This is a genomic window from Paenibacillus chibensis, assembly GCF_004001045.1.
Classification (GTDB): Bacteria; Bacillota; Bacilli; order Paenibacillales; family Paenibacillaceae; genus Paenibacillus_AQ; species Paenibacillus_AQ chibensis.
In genome coordinates, this window is the sequence record NZ_BIMK01000016.1 from 45,188 (window position 1) to 61,952 (window position 16,765).

Genomic DNA, 16,765 nt, shown 5'->3' on the forward strand with positions numbered 1-16,765 from the left:
CATCAGAAAGAGCGACTGGTAAAAGCGAGGAAACAACATGAATAAATGGCTGCTCGCCGCTTTATACGCGGCTATGTTAATAATGGCTTTCATTTACCGGAATGAGATCGTCGATTATATGCATCAGCACGGCTCCTTTCCGGTTCTGGTCGGGATTGCGACCCTGGTCGCGCTTTTTCCGATCGTTCCCTACAAGCTCGTGATCGCTGCACTCGGTTATTCCTTCGGAACCGTGTGGGCGGCCGCGATCAGCTGGCTCGGCACAATGATTGCGGCAACGCTGATCTACGCGCTTGTAAGAACGGTTTTCCGGGAGCAAGGACGCCGTTATCTCGCGAAATTCAAGGTGATGCAGACGTTCATCTCATGGGTAGAATCCAGTCCGTTTCTCAGCATTGCCGCCGGACGATTGATTCCCGTGATTCCGCAAATGGCCGTGAATGTATTTGCAGGCGTTGCCTCCATCCCCTTTTGGACGTATACAGCCGCTTCCGGCATCGGCAAGCTCCCCGGCATTTTTCTTTATGCTTTTCTTGGCGGGCAGGGCGGGCGCCATCCGGTTGCATCCATCTTGATTACGGCGGGGTACGTGCTGATGCTGGGTGCCATGCTGCTTATTTACCGGAAGCACGGACGGACTCGACGTCAAAGCCGTTTTCTTGGTTCTGGCATGCGTTTCGATTATAATAAGGATGAGAAATAATGAAACGGAGTGATATCATGAGCGATTTACAAGCAGTTCATCAGGAAAAAGCGACTTTTGCAGGAGGATGCTTTTGGTGCATGGTAGCCCCGTTTGAAGAGCTGCCCGGCATCATCAAAGTGGAATCCGGCTATACGGGCGGACATACCGAGAACCCTACCTATGAGGAAGTCTGCTCCGATACGACAGGACATGTCGAAGCCGTGCAAATTACATTCAACCCGGAAATCTTTCCTTATGAAAAGCTGCTGGAGCTTTTCTGGCAGCAAATCGATCCTACGGATGAAGGCGGACAATTCTATGACCGCGGCCATTCGTATCAGACCGCTGTTTTTTATCATACAGAGCAGCAGCGGGCGCTGGCCGAGGCTTCCAAAGCCGAGCTTGCAAATAGCGGACGCTTCGATAAGCCGATCGTAACGCCAATCCTGCCGGCGAAGCCTTTCTATGCCGCCGAGGAATATCACCAGGATTACCACAAGAAAAATCCGGGGCATTATAAGCGCTACCGCAAAGGCTCCGGCCGGGATGACTTTTTGGAAAAAACCTGGGCTCCCGCAAAAGACAAATCCGAGCTTAAGCAGCGTTTGAGCCCGATCCAATACGAAGTGACCCAAAACAATGCCACCGAGCCGCCTTTCCAGAACGAATTCTGGGATCATCACGGCGAGGGCATTTACGTGGATATCGTTTCCGGAGAGCCTCTCTTCAGCTCGCGGGACAAATATGACTCCGGCTGCGGCTGGCCAAGCTTTACGCGTCCCATCCGCGATTACAGCATCAAGGAAAAAATGGACCTCAGCCATATGATGGTTCGCACCGAGGTCCGCAGTAAGGGCTCCGATTCGCATTTGGGCCATGTGTTTGATGACGGTCCCGGCCCGGAAGGTCTGCGCTACTGCATCAATTCCGCCGCTCTCCGCTTCGTTCCGAAGGAAGAACTCGATCAGCAGGGCTACGGCGAATATAAAGTGCTTTTTCAATAAAAAACAATTGGACGGAAATGGTACGATAATCAAGCAAAAAAAGCCCGGGGATATCCCCCAGGCTTTTTTTGTACTTATACGGAGCTTGAAGCGGGTGCCGCCTTATCAGGCTGGCCCTGCTTTTGGGCATCCGGCATTTTATTCGAGGTCCGCAGCGGGATCTCCCGCAGGAAGAAGGTCAGCACCAGTGCAACCACAACGAGAGCCGCTCCCGACAAAAACACGGTCGTTAAAGAGGAACGGAGCGCATCCTTCAGCATGTCGATCATTTGCGTAAGCACGGATTGCACATCCTGAGGCATCGTTTCCTGCAGCTTATGAAGCTTCGGCTGATCCAGCAGCATTTCCGGATTCTGGAACGGTGCCAGCTGCTTGGCAAGCTCGGGATCAAGCTTCTGGAGATTCACGCCTTTCCCCGAAGTCATCGCGTCCTTCATGTGGCTGGTGAGGCTTGACGTCATAATGGTACCCATGACCGCAATACCGATCGTACCACCTAAGTTCCGGAATAGCTGCGAGGAAGCCGTGGCAACGCCAAGCTGATCCGGTTTGACCGCATTTTGCACGGTGAGCGAGAATACCGGCATGCCGATACCAAGACCCAGGCCGAATACGATCATAGCCACAACGGCCAACCATACGCTGTTCATGAATGCCATAATCAGCATGCCGGCGATCATAATCGGGATGCCCGCAAGCGCGAATCGCTTATATTTTCCCGTTTTGGTAATCATTCTGCCGATAATGGTACTTACGATGACCATGGAAATGGACATTGGCATCGTGACATAACCGGAGTATGTCGGTGAAATCCCTTCAACGCCCTGCACGAAGAACGGCAGATAGATAAGAGCTCCCATCATTCCCGCGTTCATAATAAAGCCGATCACGTTCGAAATGGTGACGATATCGTTGCGGAACAGCGACAATGGAAGTACGGGACTCTTGACCACTCTTTCTACGAGAATGAACATGATCAAGAAGACGATCGCCACGCCGAACAGGCCTAGAATTTGCCATGATCCCCAGTCATATTTGGTGCCGGCCCAAGAGAATCCAAGCAAAAGAGGCACAATCGTCAGCGTTAGGAATAACGAGCCGAAATAGTCGATTTTCTCCGACTTTTTGCGAGGAACTTTTGGAAACAGCATCATAATCATCACGAATGCAACCACGCCGAGCGGGAGGAAAATCCAGAACAGCCATTTCCACTGCAGGTTATCGACCAGCCAGCCGCCCAGCGTCGGCCCGAGTACGCTGGAGAAACCGAAGACGGCCATCATGATGCCGGTCCACTTCCCTCTTTCACGCGGGGAGAACAGGTCGCCGACAGCGGTAAAAGCAGACGCCATAATAATCCCCGCACCGATCCCCTGAATCCCCCGGTACGTAATCAGCTGAAAAATATCTTTGGAAAAACCGCTTAAAAATGCACCGATGATAAAAAATACGATACCCGCCAAAATGAATGGCTTGCGTCCGTATATATCCGACAGCTTACCAACGAGAACCGTTGCAATCGTGGACGTCAGCATGTAAATCGTAATGACCCACGTGTAGTAATCCATACCGCCCAGAATCGCGATGATTCGCGGCATGGCCGTACTGACGATCGTCTGATTGATGGCCGAAAAAAACATGGCCGCGATAATGGCAATCATAATCGTCACTTTTCTCTTTTGGGATAAATCCTCCAAATGTACTCCACTCCTTGTATACCTGAATGGTCTGCCTTTTCTGGATGGCTTTATGTATTCTCTAAGCTGAATGCCCGCTGCTTCGGCAGCAGCAAGCGATACTTTTAGTCCTGCTTAAGTCTAACCATTTTTTCGCACAGCTCGGTGACGATTCGCACCTCGTCAGGTTCAAGACGAGATAGATGTTCCCTTAGGCACTCATCCCTCTTCCGGATGGCTTGGGCCAGAACCCGCTCACCTTGTGGTGTAACCTCCACCAAAATCACTCTTCGGTCTGCAGGATCATTGGAACGCGCAACATAACCGGCCTTTTCCAGGCGATCGACCATCACCGTAACGGCGCTCGGTTTCACTTCAAGCCTTTCTGCGACCTGCGTCAGATTGCATTTTTGCTCTGCATGGATGTAATGCAGCATAAACAGCTGCGGTCCCGTCAAATAATCCTGCATTTCCTTGCAGATTTCCGTTTCCAGACTCCGCCAGAATGATTTCACGGCAGCATACAACCGGTTGGCAAGCACATCCATTCCCATCCCCCTTTCCTGTCCAAATTACTAAGGTATACTATTATTTCAATGGTTTAAATATTAAAATCTTTAAGGGCTTATGTCAACCCTGTTATATGTAAATTTTTTCTTTACATGTTAATGATTTATCCGATGATCCAGCCGATCCAATACGCGCAAGGCATGAGCAGCAGCTGGGCCAGCAAGGTTCCCGCCATCCGGGAGACCATCATGAGTCCGAATACGCGGTTCATCCCCGTCAGGCTCGCCTCTCCACGCAATGCTTTATCCGAAAGCAGGGCAATCCGTGGATCGATGAGCATCGTCAGCAGGATGGTCGCCAGTCCATTGATCAGGCCGGAAGAGGCGGTGGCCGTCAAACGGAACGCCGGCCATAAATAAGCGGCATAAAGAGAGGAAAGGACGCCGACCGTGTAGATTGCCGTTACCGCCATGTTTAGTGCCATTAGCCTTTTCGGCAAAGGTCCGTCGAATAATGCACGAAGCATCCGGAAGCTGGGCTTCTTGACATATGTCGCCCCATTCTTCCATTTGGATAGCGACATCAGGCTTTTCGCCATTTTTGGTATCGACCCGGCCGCCTCCAAATGAACCACCATTCTGGAGCATAATCTGACAACGCTGGGAAACAGCAGCATGCCCAGAAGCGTTCCGACCGTGGCCGCCGCGATAATGCCGTGCAGCTTCGGCTCCAAATGAAAAGCTGCCGATTGCAGCGCTTTGTCGACCATATTGCCAACCATTGGGCTTTGGGCTAGGTTCGATGTCCGCGAAACGAGTACCAATAAGCCTGAAAGCGACAGTGCGAGCGTAATTCTGCGGCTGCGCAGTCCCCCTAAACGCAGCGCATACGAAAGGCTGTCCACCGTATGAATCACAATCGTAAACATCAGAATCATGAGTAGTTGAATCATCCGTCAAAGACTCCTTTATTCATTGAGTATTTTTCCATTATAAACCATACCATACAAATTTCTACCGTTTGATTCCTCCTGCCTAGGGTAATATACGGTTAACGAAAGTCTAACGGGAGGGATACAATATGCCTTGGAATAAAAATGATTACCCTGTTTCCATGAAAAATCTGAGTGCCAGAGTCCGGAATAAGGCAGTCGACATCGCCAATGCGCTGTTGGACGAAGGCTATGAGGAAGGCCGAGCAATCGCGATCGCCACCGCCCAGGCAGAAAAGTGGGATCAAGATCATCCGCAAGACAAGCACGCGGATCATTCGCATGCCAAAAGCGATTCGCATCAACCGGAGCATTCTCGCTCCCATAGCCATCCATCCAAGAATCGCGACTCCGAATCCTCCGCCGGATCCAGCCATGCCAATATGCATGTGGTTGCCGCAGAGGATGGATGGGCGCTCAAGAAGGAAGGCCGGGACAAGCCATTGTCCACGTTCGACACCAAGAAGGAAGCGGTCGCGGAAGCCAAGAAGCAAGCATCCAAATCCGGCGTCAACACGATTATTCATGGTGAGGACGGACGGATTCAGACCAATATGAGCTCTTAAGCCCGCACGCGCTTAGGACGACAAAAAACCGCCTGATTCCAATAAGAATCAGGCGGTTATCCGTTAATGAGCACTCCGCACCGCATGAACGGGTTTGGAGGCGGCTTTCTGTGATGTAGCCGGTTCGGGGATCGCAGTAACATTCGCTTTTCCCTTCCGGAATGTCAATGTAAAGGTAATGGTCTGCCCGGCGATGCCAACCGCCAAAATCGTAAACAAGGTTTCCTTCAGCGGCAAATAGAACAGGGACAGCAGCAGTACGACGGCATCCATCAAAATAAACACGGTGCCTACCTTCAGTCCGCTCCAGCGGCTAATGAGCAGCGACATAATATCATCTCCGCCGGTGGCTCCCCCAAATCGGAGAACCAGTCCTGTGGCAAACCCTGTGACCAGTCCGGACAACAGCGCAGCCAGCAGCAGATTGTTGTGCAGGTCGATGACCAGCACGGAGTAGCGTTCAAGCAATTCGTAAAAGATAGAAAACGAAAACGTTGCAAGCAGTGTGTTCATCACGAATGTACGGCCTTTCAAAAACATGGCGATCAGGATGACCGGTATGTCCAGTACGAGCATACTCAGCGCAGGATTCACGCCCAGCACGTACTTGCCGAGCAGCGACAGGCCTACGAACCCGCCCTCCGATAAATGATTTTGAAAATTGATGTGATAATACGCAAATGCCAGCAAAAAAGTTCCAAACAGCATAATTACGATCGGTGCAAGCTTAGAAATTAAATGGTCTTTCTTCCTCATACAGGTTCCCTCTCATCGAAGTAGGTTAGTCAAGGATGTGACAAACCACCGCGAAAAGGCAGAAACCTGCAGGACCGTGTCCTTCGCATCTTGAGCTTCCTTCTTTCGCAGAGTTTGTCTATCGTCCTTTAAGTGTCTAGGTGACTGTACTCTACGAAAGGGAGCTAAGTGTAAGAGAGATCATAACGTTTCCAAATCGTCCTTTGGGGATTGTTCCTTCGGGGACACATGGTATCCTGATCCTTTCTTTTTTTGAATAGTTTCTTCTTATATTATAACACATTCCCGGCAGGTGCTAAACAGCTGGCTTACAGGAAATAACGGTGCATACGATGATTTTCCGGAAAAAACTCATGAAATGGCTGCAAAACATCATGTATGTTGTGAATCCCGTCATTGCATCCTTGTTTTGCGTTCACATATTGTCTAACTTTAATGTGACGGGAATCACAATTACTCCTTTGCTCATTTTCTATACTGAAATAGAAAACAACGAATCATACCAAGGGAAAGAGGAAATCGTATGCTTACACAAGAAACCATTGACATCATTAAATCGACAGTTCCTGTCCTTGAAGTTCACGGAAAAGAAATTACAACCGCGTTTTACCACATGCTGTTCGAGAACCATCCCGAACTGCTGAACATATTCAACCACGCCAACCAGCGCGAAGGCAAACAGCCGCAGGCGCTCGCGAACGCCGTATATGCCGCCGCTGCTCATATCGACCATTTGGAGGATATTATTCCGGTCGTCAAGCAGATCGGACAAAAGCACCGCGCGCTCAACATCCTGCCCGAGCATTATCCGATCGTCGGGGAAAATCTGCTCGCCGCGATCAAGCAGGTCCTTGGCGATGCAGCTACGCCGGAAATTATCGAAGCCTGGGGCAAGGCTTACGGCGTCATCGCGGATGCCTTTATCGGCGTCGAAGCCGAGATGTACCGCGAAGCGGAGAACGCTCCGGGCGGCTGGCGCGGCTTCCGTCCGTTCGTAGTGGAGCGCAAAGTACGCGAAAGCAGCGTCATTACTTCCTTCTATTTGAAGCCGCAGGATGGAGGCTCCATTTCCGGCTATTTGCCGGGTCAATATATTACGGTTAAAGTAAAGCCGGAAAACGAGGAGTATACCCATATCCGTCATTACAGCTTGTCCGCTGCTCCCGGCCAGGACAGCTACCGGATCTCTGTCAAACGCGAGGATGCCGCGGACGGCAAGCCGGCGGGCACCGTATCCACGTACCTTCATGACCGCATCATGGAAGGAGACGTCCTTGAGATCAGCGCGCCGGCCGGTTCCTTTACCCTGGATATGACTAAAGATATTCCGCTTGTACTGATCAGCGGCGGCGTCGGTCTGACACCAATGGTCAGCATGCTGGAAACCGTACTGAAGGAGCAGCCTCAGCGCAGCGTCACCTTTGTCCATGCTGCGATTAACGAAGACTTCCATGCGATGCGCGAGCACGTGAGCGAGTTGGATACGGCGAACAGTCAGATGAAATCGTACCTCTGCTACGAAAAACCGCTTCATTCCGGTGCCTGTCATAAAATCGGGTACATCGACCTTCCTTGGCTTCAGGAAATCACCGATAAGGAGTCGGACTTTTACTTCTGCGGCCCCGTACCGTTCATGCGTGCGGTGAATCAGGCGCTTCAGACCTGGGGCGTACCTGCCGAACGAATCCACTATGAGTTTTTCGGACCTGCGGACAGCTTGTAAGTCCTAGCGGTCGAGAGCCTCAAACGCGTCTAAGGGATATCCGTCCAGTTAATGGACAGATATCCCTTTTTTGCTGTTCAATCCTATCGTCCAGTCGTCCCTGGCTTCCCCCACCGCAAAAATATCGCAAGCTTGCAGCAGGCCGTTTCATTCCCCTCGACCTTCGGGTCGATCGAGATCCCGATGCCGTCGGGGGAATATTCGGAACGGATCACCGAATCGCTGCTGATCGACTTCATTAACCGGTCAACCTCCTGCTTATTGCCTGCCTGCGCCGCTGTCATGACCTGAACGGCAAACGAATGCTCCGATAACTTGCCGAGAACCCGATAGCCCTCTTCCATTAACTTGTAATAGTTTTGTATCGATTGGTTTAAGATGTCGGTTTTGACCTGGGGATATTCGCGGATCCATGGGGGAGCTTCGTAGTAATAATAAGGGTAAGGACTCGCAGAGGGATGCCATCCATAGTATGGGGGGTAACTCATTCGAGTTATCTCCTTTCTTGAAGTACGGATATCTCATTGTATGTATGCCCATAGGGTATGGTGAAATACCCAGACGCCCCTGCCTGTTTCCATTGAAACGCAAAAGGCGGCTTGCCTTCGTCTGAAGACCACCGCCCTGCATGTCCTGATATTCGTTTTGCGTTTGCGCAAACATAGCCCGGAGGCCGCGCATCGTTATTCTATAGCAACAGGCTCGCCTGCCCGCTGTTCCTTCCAAATGACGTTTTCTCCGTAAGCCTTGCCCCAGTCGTACATCGCCCGGAGCACCGGCATCAGGGACTGGCCGTATTCCGTCAGCGTGTATTCCACTCTCGGCGGAACTTCGGGATACACTTTCCTGGAGATCAGCTGGTCTTCTTCCAGTTCCCGCAGCTGATTGGTCAGCATTTTCTGGGTAATGTGCGGAATCAGCTTTTTCAGCTCTCCGAATCGTTTCGTGCCGTCCAAGCCAAGATGCCACAATATGATCAGCTTCCATTTACCGCCGATGACGGCAAGCGTCAGTTCCTTCTCGCAATTGATTTCCTTTAGGTTGATGCGGTCTTTAATTTCTGTCGCCATGATGCCACCTCCCTCATCCATACTACATTCCCCTGAAATCCAATGCAATATCCCCCACTCTTAGCGAGTGAGGGATATGCAACGAACGGTGTACGGCTGATTATTCCAGGTTTGCATGGTTGCCGAACATTTGCCCCGAGTCCTGATCCGTCTGCTCCATCAGCTTCAGGATGACGGCATCGTATAAAATGAGGAGCGTCTGCTCAAACAAGGACCCCATAGGCTGGATCGTTACAGCTTGGTCCTGCGTCTGATCCTTGGTCGCTGCGGGCACTTCAACCCCAAAATCAGACAAGCCTGCCAGCGAAGATTCCGGGCGGATGAACACCGCACCGACGAGCGCTCCAAGCTGCTTCGCTTTGCGGGCCATAGCCACCAGGCTTTGCGTTTCGCCGGACCCGGAACCGACGATCAACAGATCGTCAGGACCAATCCCGGGCGTGATCGTTTCACCGATGACATAGGCGTCGATGCCCATGTGCATCAGGCGCATGGCAAACGCCTTGCCCATCAAACCCGATCGCCCGGCGCCGGCCACGAACACCTTGCGCGCATTCCGGATCCGATCCGCAAACTCTTGGGCTTTCTCTTCCGAAATTAGGGCGACGGAACGCTGCAGCTCCTTTACGATCTCGGCCGCGTATTGTACCGTATTCATCGGCACCTTACGCCCGGCTGACCAGCTGCTTCATTTCCGACGCAGTGGCCCGTTTGTCCGCCTGGCCGGTGATTCCCCCGCCAACGATCACCAGATCGGGGCCGGCTTCGATCACTTGACGCAGCGTGTCAAGCTTAATGCCGCCGGCAATGGCCGTTTTGGCCTGCTTCACTACCCGCTTCAAAACGAGCAGATCCTCGAAGGAGCTGATCCCTGCCGCCTGATGGTCGTAACCGGAATGCACGCAAATATAGTCCACGCCCATGCGGTCGATTTCCTGTGCTCTTTCCTCGATGTTTTTCACGTTGATCATATCGACCATGACCTGCGTGTTTTGTTTTTTGGCTTCCTCCACCGCGCCCAGGATCGTGGTATCGTCCGAGACGCCGAGTACGGTAATAATGCTGGCTCCGGCTTCCGAAGCTTTCATGACTTCATACCCACCGGCATCCATAATCTTCAAATCCGCCAGTACACGCAGGGATGGAAATGCTTCCTTCAGCTCTTTGACAGCTCTGAGTCCCTCGTTAATGACGACCGGCGTACCTATTTCAACGATATCTATATATTCGGCGACTTCGCCTACGATTTCCTTCGCTCCCGGAATATCCACCAAATCTAGCGCCAATTGAAGTTCCATATCGTAATCTCTCTCCTTTTGCATCGTTTATTGGCGTGGCCTTGACCACAGCATCATTTTAAATACAAACGGTTTTTTTCGTAAGTAGGCACTATTTCGTAAGAAAGTTACCCCGAGGATACTAATAGGCCGCGCCTTGGGCCGGCGGGAACGCCGTCCGACGTATTTTCAAAGGAGCATGCAATTTTTCAAAGGCTGTTTCTTTCGGTTCAGGATGTCCATGCTACGAAAGCTCTACTTTCCGGATATATGAAAAAAGCTCCCTTTCGGGAGCCTCGCATTCCTTTTTTCTATTTGCATAACTTCGTTCGATTCGCAGCGTTCACGGCTCAAAAGCCTTAGGATCCTAAACGCCGCAGGCGAGCTCGACCTTGATACGGTCGGGATCCTCGAAAAACACCGCGTAATGGTTCGGGCCGCCCGCATAAGGGTGCTTGTCCGCATATAACACCCGAATCCCTTTTTGCCGGAGCAAAGCGGTCATTTCATCGACGTGTGCGGGAGAATCGGCATGGAATGCCAGATGGTTCAGCCCCGCGGCTTTCCGGTGATAGGGCATGTCCATGAACCGATCTTCGGTCTGCACGAAAACGATGTACGTCCCTCCCTGCTTGAAGCTGAATCCCTGCTCCCATTCCTGGTAAAGCGCATACCCGAGCCCGGTCAAAAACCATTCCCAAAACTCCCTGCTACGCTTCACATCCGATACGTTGATTTCCACATGATGCAGCATCCTCAATGCCCCCTCAGCAACCGATTGATCGTTTCGCGGCGTACGCCGATCAGCTGTCCGATTTCTTCCTGCGTCAACAGCTCGGTGAAATGGACGCCATGCGAATAATCGTCCAGCCACTCAGACAGCAGCGCGAGCCGCTCGGCCGGCGTGCCCACCGTCAGATGGTCCAGCCGCTTCTGCATGAAGCGGACCTTCTCCTGAAGCAGCAGCGCGATTTCAAGCGCTTTTCCCGGATTTTCGCGCACCTCGCGGTACCACTCCTCAGCCGGTATTCTTTCTACTTCGCTGCGCATCAAGGCAATGGCCGTCCCATGAGCATCCTTCGGCGTAATCAGCGAATGATGCGGTACCGTTTCTCCGGCATACAATATATTAAACAGTACCATATTGCCGTTTTCATGAAGACGCGTCACTTTAAACAGTCCACTCTTGATATGGTATAAATACTCCCCGCTGTCACCCTGGTGGAATAAAATTTCCCCTTTATGCAAAATCATAAACAATCTTCCCCTTTATAAGGATTGCGGCTCGTGCCTGCCCATGCTTTTTATTATATCAAAAAGAACGGGCATCTTTTCCAGTGATTTGATCTTGCCACAGGGCATACTTTTAACGTAACATGTATATAAAATAATAAGAACGTTTGTTCCTATATCTGTTTTCAAGGAAGTGCTCCCATGAAAGCATCATCCCTTCCCCCTGCCCCGGCCGAAGAAGATACCCTTCTGGTCAAAACCTATGTGCTGCACGTCATTCTGCTGGATGTCCTCGAGCGGGATATCCGCACGATGGGTACGCTTGACCTTAAGCTGCCCGACGTGTATATCCGCGGACTTTCCGAAGTCCAGCATAAAGCGATCGGCAGGCTGACCTCCATTCGCAAGGATATGCGGACGCGCGGCATCCGGGTTTATGAGGAGAATCGCAGCGGCAAAGGTATTGAAGCCCTCTACCTGTGCCGGGGATATCAGCGGCGCTTTTTCATGCTGTGGTCTTATGTAAAGGCCGAGACGGCTATCGAGCTCAGCGGCTACCTGGGCATCAGCCTGATCCTGAAGGATGGCAAATAAAAAGGCGCACTCCCTGAAAGTTAGGGAATGCGCCTTTGATTGTCCTGATGTCAGTTACTCATGCTGCTTTGCTCGCGCTTCGGATCATCCGAAGCGATTTTTTCCTGCCATGCTTCGTAATGATGGACAGCCAGCCCGGCAAAGGAAGAGTAAGCATCGCTAAGCCGGTACACCTTCTTCATTTCTTCATTCATGACGGTTAGCGGTTTGCCGAAAAAGCTGAGATGATCGCCTTCCTCGGTGTGCCCCAGCTCCATGCCGATCCAAACCGACTTTCCCTGCCGATCGGCTTCAGCCAGCATTTCCTTGGATAAGTCGACCATCTTCAGGCCGCTGTCACGATAGGACATGACGGCCAAGGCATCGAATTGTCCGAGCATCCAGCGGCTTAAATTGCCGCCCGAGCCTGGCGCTGCGACTTTCCCCAGCCAGAACGGCACGGCGGCGCTCATATAGAGCCCCCCGCTGCGTCCTTTCGCCGTCCAGCCTTCCATGTTGCGAATCCATTCCGTTACGACGCCGTCCTGATCACGCTCCCAGCGTCTCAGCTGATACGGCTCGACATCGAGCTGAATGCCGGCAAACCGTTCCTCGGGGGCCGATTTACCGTTATAATCGAGAACCCATTCGATAAATTGATCCGCTTCCTTGTGCTGTTCCTGATACGCCCACTGCGGCCGCCCGTCCAAGGCATGGACTGAAATATCCTCTGCATGCGCTGCGGCGATGAAGCGCTGGTATTGATTCTCTTCCACATTTTTTTGGATTTGCAGAAAAATGACGCTCACCCCCTGCTCCTTGCAGAAATCCAGTACCTTCCCGGGATTTTCGATCAAGGTTGCATCCCACAGCCAGGTCGCTTTATGTTCTTCCATCGATGAGGATTTGAAAAGGAAGGGCAGGAGCAGCAAGCAGCAGATGACCAGGACCAGGCGAGGCTTCGCTTTTGCTTTTGCCAGCAGCTCTCCCATCCTCCTCCTCCTTTGTCTTTTTATACGATCAGAGCCATATTCGGCTCATGGACGTGCTGAACGGAATGTCCGATTTTATAAATATGCGGCTCGTTAAAGTTTTTGAATGCGTTGCGCGTATCGAGGATCGGCACGCCCATGGCCGCAATTTCACCGTAATCCAATCCGCTGTGGTTGGTGGTCAGAACGATGCAATCATAGGTCTTGAATTTCGCCAGATCATAAGCCACGCTGTGAACGGTCTCGCCGTTCTTGTCGCGGAAGCTGACGGCATGCGGATCGTAATATTCCACGTTGGCGCCGCTCTCTTTGTACAGCTCGTATACCTCAAGGGCCGGAGACTCGCGCAGATCGCTGATGTCAGGTTTGTAAGCCATGCCGAGCACGAGAATGTTTGATTTTTTGATCGACTTGGCATATTCGTTCAGGATCGTAGACGTCTTGTTAATGACGTAATACGGCATGTTGTCATTGGTCGACTGCGCCAGCTCGATGAATTTGCTGTAGAAGCGGAAGCCCTTCGCCTTCCAGGACAGATACATCGGATCCAGCGGGATGCAGTGTCCGCCAATGCCCGGTCCCGGATAGAACGGCATAAAGCCGAAAGGCTTCGTCGCAGCCGCATCAATGACTTCCCAGATATCGATGCCCATCCGGTCGCACATCATGGCCATTTCATTGATGAAGGCGATGTTAACGCTGCGGAACGTATTCTCCAGCAGCTTGGACATCTCCGCAACCTTTGGCGACGTGACAGGCACGACATTTTCCACGTATTTTGAATAGAGGGCGGTGCCGAGTGTCAGGCAGGCTTCGGTTGTTCCCCCGATAACTTTAGGGGTATTGAAGGTATTAAAGCGCGTATTGGACGGATCGACGCGTTCAGGCGAGAAGCACAGGAAGAAGTCTTCGCCTACGCGGTAGCCGAGAGCTTCGATTTTTTCCTGGATCAGCTCTTCCGTCGTTCCCGGATACGTCGTGCTTTCAAGCGTAATCAGAAGTCCTTTTTTCATATGGAGCTTAATCTGATCCACGACGCTCGTAATGTAGGACGTATCGGGATCCTGGTTTTCGCTGAGCGGCGTCGGCACGCAGATGCTGAGCGCGTCAATCACGGCGATCATGCTGTAATCCGTCGTCGGTTTAAACCGCCCGCTGGCAACGCATGCCTGCAGCTCCTCCGAGGAAATATCGGAGATATAGGAATCGCCGTGGTAAATTTGCTCAATTTTCGCAGGATCCACGTCGATCCCGATCACCGTAAAGCCCTGCTTGACCATTTCTACCGCAAGCGGCAATCCGACATAACCCAGTCCGACAACACCAAGTACTGCTTTTTTATCTTCAATCGCATTCAATAGCTGCTCATATTCCTGATTCACTAGCATTCAACCTCCATATGATGTAATTTTTGTTAGGCGCTTAAAACGGATGATATTTTAGTGAAAACACCGGTGAATCCGGGCGTCCAGCTCAACCGGGGAAAATGGTTTGGTTACGTAATCGTCAACCCCGTTTTGGAAACATTGGCTGATCGTGCGTTCCACCCGCTGCTCCGTGAGCACGACAATTTTCGGCGTGTTTTCAACGGGAAGCTGCTGAATCTGATGGATGAAGGGCAGTCCGTCGATGCCGTACAGATTCAGCTCCGTCAGCACGAGGTCCGGTTCCCATTTTTCAATCAGCTCGAGTGCCGACGTTCCATCCAGCGCTTCAAGAGTTTCAAAGCCCTGCATTTTCAGGCGGATGGTCAGAAACTCGCGGATGGTGTCATCGTTATCGACGATCAGAATCCGTCCCGGCTCCTGAATGGCTTCCTCTTTGGTGAAAATATGAATATCCGATGATGTGCTGAGCCTTGTGGACTCGGCCATCTGCCTCAGGACGCCCGGCGTCGGGTCGACCTGCCCGGGAAAGACCGTCAAGGTGATCCGCGGATCCGCGCCCTCCATCGTTTCCTGAAGATGCTGCTTCAGCAGCAGCGCCTGATAATGGGTCGCATCCAGCGTAAGGCCCGGCAGCAGAATAGCGAGCGTCTGCGTGGAAGCATCCTTCAGCACCTCAAATTCCATCCCGGATTCATGCTGCAGAAAGTCTCGCACCAGGCTTTCCAGCTGCGGAGAACCGGCGCTGCAATACAGAAACATGATTCCGCATAGCTCCCTTGAGGTCTCTTTGAGACGCTCGCCGAGGTTTTGATACAAGCCTTCTCCTTTTTCGCGCTGCAATGTTACGGACTCCGGCATTATTAATTCCCACCTTTCAAAGAATAGTGAAGCATTTGTATCAGCGAATCACGCCAAGTTAGGCAGGCTCGCTTTCTTCCTTCCAGCTTTGTCTGGTCATCGCGCCCCACGAATTGTTTTTTCGAAGGTACTGAATATGGCCTTGTACACGCCATATCACGCCAAGCTGATGGTAACCGACGAATTTGAGAGCCGAGAAAAGGAGCATTTTCCACAAATCCGAAAGCTTCTTGAACCTGCGGAAGGCGATCTCCTCGAGAATAATGGCACCCACGCTCAGCAGATATCCGCTCAGGAAGTTCAGAAGAAAGAAAGTAAGCAGTATGCGCCAATGCGTCATATCCAATAGCGTATATCCTAAGAGAGCCAACAGGCCCGTGATTCTAAAATAAGGGTTCAGCGTTTCGAACAGCACGTTGTACGGCATCGTAATCATGCCCATGACCTTGTATTTCGGATTGAACAGCATCCCTCGGTTCTCGATCATGTTCTTGAGATTCCCCCGCCCCCAGCGCATCCGCTGGTTGGAGATGATCTTGTATGAATCGGGCGCCTGCGTCCAGCAGACAGCCTCGGGACAAAACGCGACTTTATACGGCAGCTTGTGGCTGAGCATGTACCGGTGAAGCTTGATGATGATGTTCATGTCCTCCCCCGGATACCCGCCGCGGTAACCGCCCACGGCAATGACGTAATCCTTGCGGAACAGCCCGAAAGCGCCGGATACGATGACGAGACCGTTGATATGGCTCCACCCGATCCGTCCCCCGAGAAATGCTTTCAGATATTCGATGGATTGGAACATCGGCCATATTTTGCGCGGCAGCGATACCTTCTGCACGGCCCCGTTCTCGATTAGACAGCCGTTCGCAATACGCACGTCGCCGCCGATGGCCACCATTTCCTCCGGATTTTCCATATACATGCGCGCCATCCGGATCAAAGCATCCTTCTCCAGCAGGGAATCCGCGTCAATGGAGGAAATCAGCGGGTAATGCGAAAAGTTGATGCCCGCATTCAGCGAATCCGCCTTGCCCCCGTTCTCCTTATCTATAATAAACAGCTGTGGATAATCGGGATTATGGTAAATGCCTCTCACGTTGTTCGTGTCGATGGTGCCACGGATTTCGGGATTCACCATTTTCACGAGCTTGAATTCCTTGATCAGGACGGAGAGCGTGTGATCGCTCGACCCGTCATTGATTACGATCACCTCGTATGTCGGATAATTCAGCGTCATCAGGCAGTACACATTCTCGATAATCGTCAGCTCTTCATTATAGGCCGGAACCAGCAGCGAAACCGATGGAACCAGCTCGGAGCCGGAGAGCGTGTTGTAGCTGGAATATTTGGACCTTCTGTATATCTTGAAAATATTGCGGAATGACAGTCCCGTGATGGTGAAATATAAAATATTGACGATCATGACGTAATAAATGGCCACCATACCGTAAACCAGTAAT

General features: G+C 51.7%; 19 protein-coding genes. 5 read left to right on the forward strand and 14 right to left on the reverse strand.

What is annotated here, in order from left to right; translation table 11 throughout:
* Window positions 1-37: 37 nt before the first annotated feature.
* Both PCH05_RS13890 and msrA read left to right on the forward strand, forming a co-directional pair.
* A complete protein-coding gene (locus PCH05_RS13890; protein ID WP_127603001.1) occupies window positions 38-703 on the forward strand; it encodes a TVP38/TMEM64 family protein in 666 nt (221 codons plus the stop codon).
* Between the two features lie 17 nt (window positions 704-720).
* Window positions 721-1,689 carry a peptide-methionine (S)-S-oxide reductase MsrA gene (gene msrA, locus PCH05_RS13895; RefSeq protein WP_127603002.1) on the forward strand — a complete coding sequence of 323 codons (969 nt, stop codon included), beginning with the start codon at window positions 721-723 and terminating at the stop codon, window positions 1,687-1,689.
* Between the two features lie 74 nt (window positions 1,690-1,763).
* Here msrA and PCH05_RS13900 read toward each other — a convergent pair whose 3' ends face one another.
* The 3 genes from PCH05_RS13900 to PCH05_RS13910 all read right to left on the reverse strand — a co-directional run bounded on the left by PCH05_RS13900 (window position 1,764) and on the right by PCH05_RS13910 (window position 4,827).
* A complete protein-coding gene (locus PCH05_RS13900) occupies window positions 1,764-3,386 on the reverse strand; it encodes an MDR family MFS transporter (RefSeq protein ID WP_127603003.1) in 1,623 nt (540 codons plus the stop codon).
* Window positions 3,387-3,490: 104 nt separating this feature from the next.
* Window positions 3,491-3,913 carry a MarR family winged helix-turn-helix transcriptional regulator gene (locus tag PCH05_RS13905; RefSeq protein WP_164766647.1) on the reverse strand — a complete coding sequence of 141 codons (423 nt, stop codon included), beginning with the start codon at window positions 3,911-3,913 and terminating at the stop codon, window positions 3,491-3,493.
* 125 nt (window positions 3,914-4,038) lie between these two features.
* Window positions 4,039-4,827 (reverse strand): lipid II flippase Amj family protein, encoded by a 789-nt coding sequence (locus PCH05_RS13910; protein WP_127603005.1) that lies wholly within the window; start codon window positions 4,825-4,827, stop codon window positions 4,039-4,041.
* A 128-nt stretch (window positions 4,828-4,955) separates the two neighbouring features.
* Here PCH05_RS13910 and PCH05_RS13915 point away from each other — a divergent pair, with 128 nt between their 5' ends.
* Window positions 4,956-5,432: a DUF2188 domain-containing protein gene (locus PCH05_RS13915; RefSeq protein WP_127603006.1), complete on the forward strand. Its 477-nt coding sequence runs from the start codon at window positions 4,956-4,958 to the stop codon at window positions 5,430-5,432.
* A 63-nt stretch (window positions 5,433-5,495) separates the two neighbouring features.
* Here PCH05_RS13915 and PCH05_RS13920 read toward each other — a convergent pair whose 3' ends face one another.
* On the reverse strand, window positions 5,496-6,188 hold the full coding sequence (locus tag PCH05_RS13920; RefSeq protein ID WP_246049559.1) for a YitT family protein: 693 nt from the start codon (window positions 6,186-6,188) through the stop codon (window positions 5,496-5,498).
* A 523-nt stretch (window positions 6,189-6,711) separates the two neighbouring features.
* Between PCH05_RS13920 and hmpA the strand changes: the two genes are divergently transcribed.
* Window positions 6,712-7,911 (forward strand): NO-inducible flavohemoprotein, encoded by a 1,200-nt coding sequence (hmpA, locus tag PCH05_RS13925; RefSeq protein WP_127603007.1) that lies wholly within the window; start codon window positions 6,712-6,714, stop codon window positions 7,909-7,911.
* An 83-nt stretch (window positions 7,912-7,994) separates the two neighbouring features.
* On the opposite strand, the gene PCH05_RS13930 is transcribed toward hmpA, so the two are convergent.
* From PCH05_RS13930 to PCH05_RS13955, 6 genes are all read right to left on the reverse strand, one after another.
* Window positions 7,995-8,399 (reverse strand): YuzC family spore coat inner layer protein, encoded by a 405-nt coding sequence (locus PCH05_RS13930; protein WP_127603008.1) that lies wholly within the window; start codon window positions 8,397-8,399, stop codon window positions 7,995-7,997.
* Between the two features lie 195 nt (window positions 8,400-8,594).
* Entirely contained in the window at window positions 8,595-8,981 is a 387-nt protein-coding gene (locus PCH05_RS13935; protein ID WP_127603009.1) for a winged helix-turn-helix transcriptional regulator, read from the reverse strand.
* Between the two features lie 100 nt (window positions 8,982-9,081).
* The gene (gene hxlB / locus PCH05_RS13940; RefSeq protein ID WP_127603010.1) at window positions 9,082-9,639 is read right to left on the reverse strand and encodes a 6-phospho-3-hexuloisomerase; all 558 of its coding nucleotides are present in this window, start codon (window positions 9,637-9,639) and stop codon (window positions 9,082-9,084) included.
* A gap of 7 nt (window positions 9,640-9,646) precedes the next feature.
* Window positions 9,647-10,279: a 3-hexulose-6-phosphate synthase gene (gene hxlA / locus PCH05_RS13945; RefSeq protein ID WP_127603011.1), complete on the reverse strand. Its 633-nt coding sequence runs from the start codon at window positions 10,277-10,279 to the stop codon at window positions 9,647-9,649.
* Window positions 10,280-10,625: 346 nt separating this feature from the next.
* Window positions 10,626-11,012 (reverse strand): VOC family protein, encoded by a 387-nt coding sequence (locus PCH05_RS13950; RefSeq protein WP_127603012.1) that lies wholly within the window; start codon window positions 11,010-11,012, stop codon window positions 10,626-10,628.
* Between the two features lie 2 nt (window positions 11,013-11,014).
* Window positions 11,015-11,512 (reverse strand): Crp/Fnr family transcriptional regulator, encoded by a 498-nt coding sequence (locus PCH05_RS13955; RefSeq protein ID WP_127603013.1) that lies wholly within the window; start codon window positions 11,510-11,512, stop codon window positions 11,015-11,017.
* A gap of 180 nt (window positions 11,513-11,692) precedes the next feature.
* Between PCH05_RS13955 and PCH05_RS13960 the strand changes: the two genes are divergently transcribed.
* Window positions 11,693-12,085, forward strand: coding sequence for a YhjD family protein (locus PCH05_RS13960; RefSeq protein ID WP_127603014.1), 393 nt, complete (start codon window positions 11,693-11,695; stop codon window positions 12,083-12,085).
* A 50-nt stretch (window positions 12,086-12,135) separates the two neighbouring features.
* Here PCH05_RS13960 and PCH05_RS13965 read toward each other — a convergent pair whose 3' ends face one another.
* Genes PCH05_RS13965 through PCH05_RS13980 form a run of 4 tightly spaced genes read right to left on the reverse strand, consistent with a single transcriptional unit; the run spans window position 12,136 to window position 16,749 of the window.
* Window positions 12,136-13,056, reverse strand: coding sequence for a hypothetical protein (locus PCH05_RS13965; RefSeq protein WP_127603015.1), 921 nt, complete (start codon window positions 13,054-13,056; stop codon window positions 12,136-12,138).
* A 20-nt stretch (window positions 13,057-13,076) separates the two neighbouring features.
* Window positions 13,077-14,438 carry a nucleotide sugar dehydrogenase gene (locus PCH05_RS13970; protein WP_127603016.1) on the reverse strand — a complete coding sequence of 454 codons (1,362 nt, stop codon included), beginning with the start codon at window positions 14,436-14,438 and terminating at the stop codon, window positions 13,077-13,079.
* Window positions 14,439-14,495: 57 nt separating this feature from the next.
* Complete coding sequence (locus PCH05_RS13975) at window positions 14,496-15,302, reverse strand: response regulator (protein WP_127603017.1); 807 nt, start codon at window positions 15,300-15,302, stop codon at window positions 14,496-14,498.
* A gap of 58 nt (window positions 15,303-15,360) precedes the next feature.
* Entirely contained in the window at window positions 15,361-16,749 is a 1,389-nt protein-coding gene (locus tag PCH05_RS13980; protein ID WP_246049561.1) for a glycosyltransferase family 2 protein, read from the reverse strand.
* Window positions 16,750-16,765 lie beyond the last annotated feature (16 nt).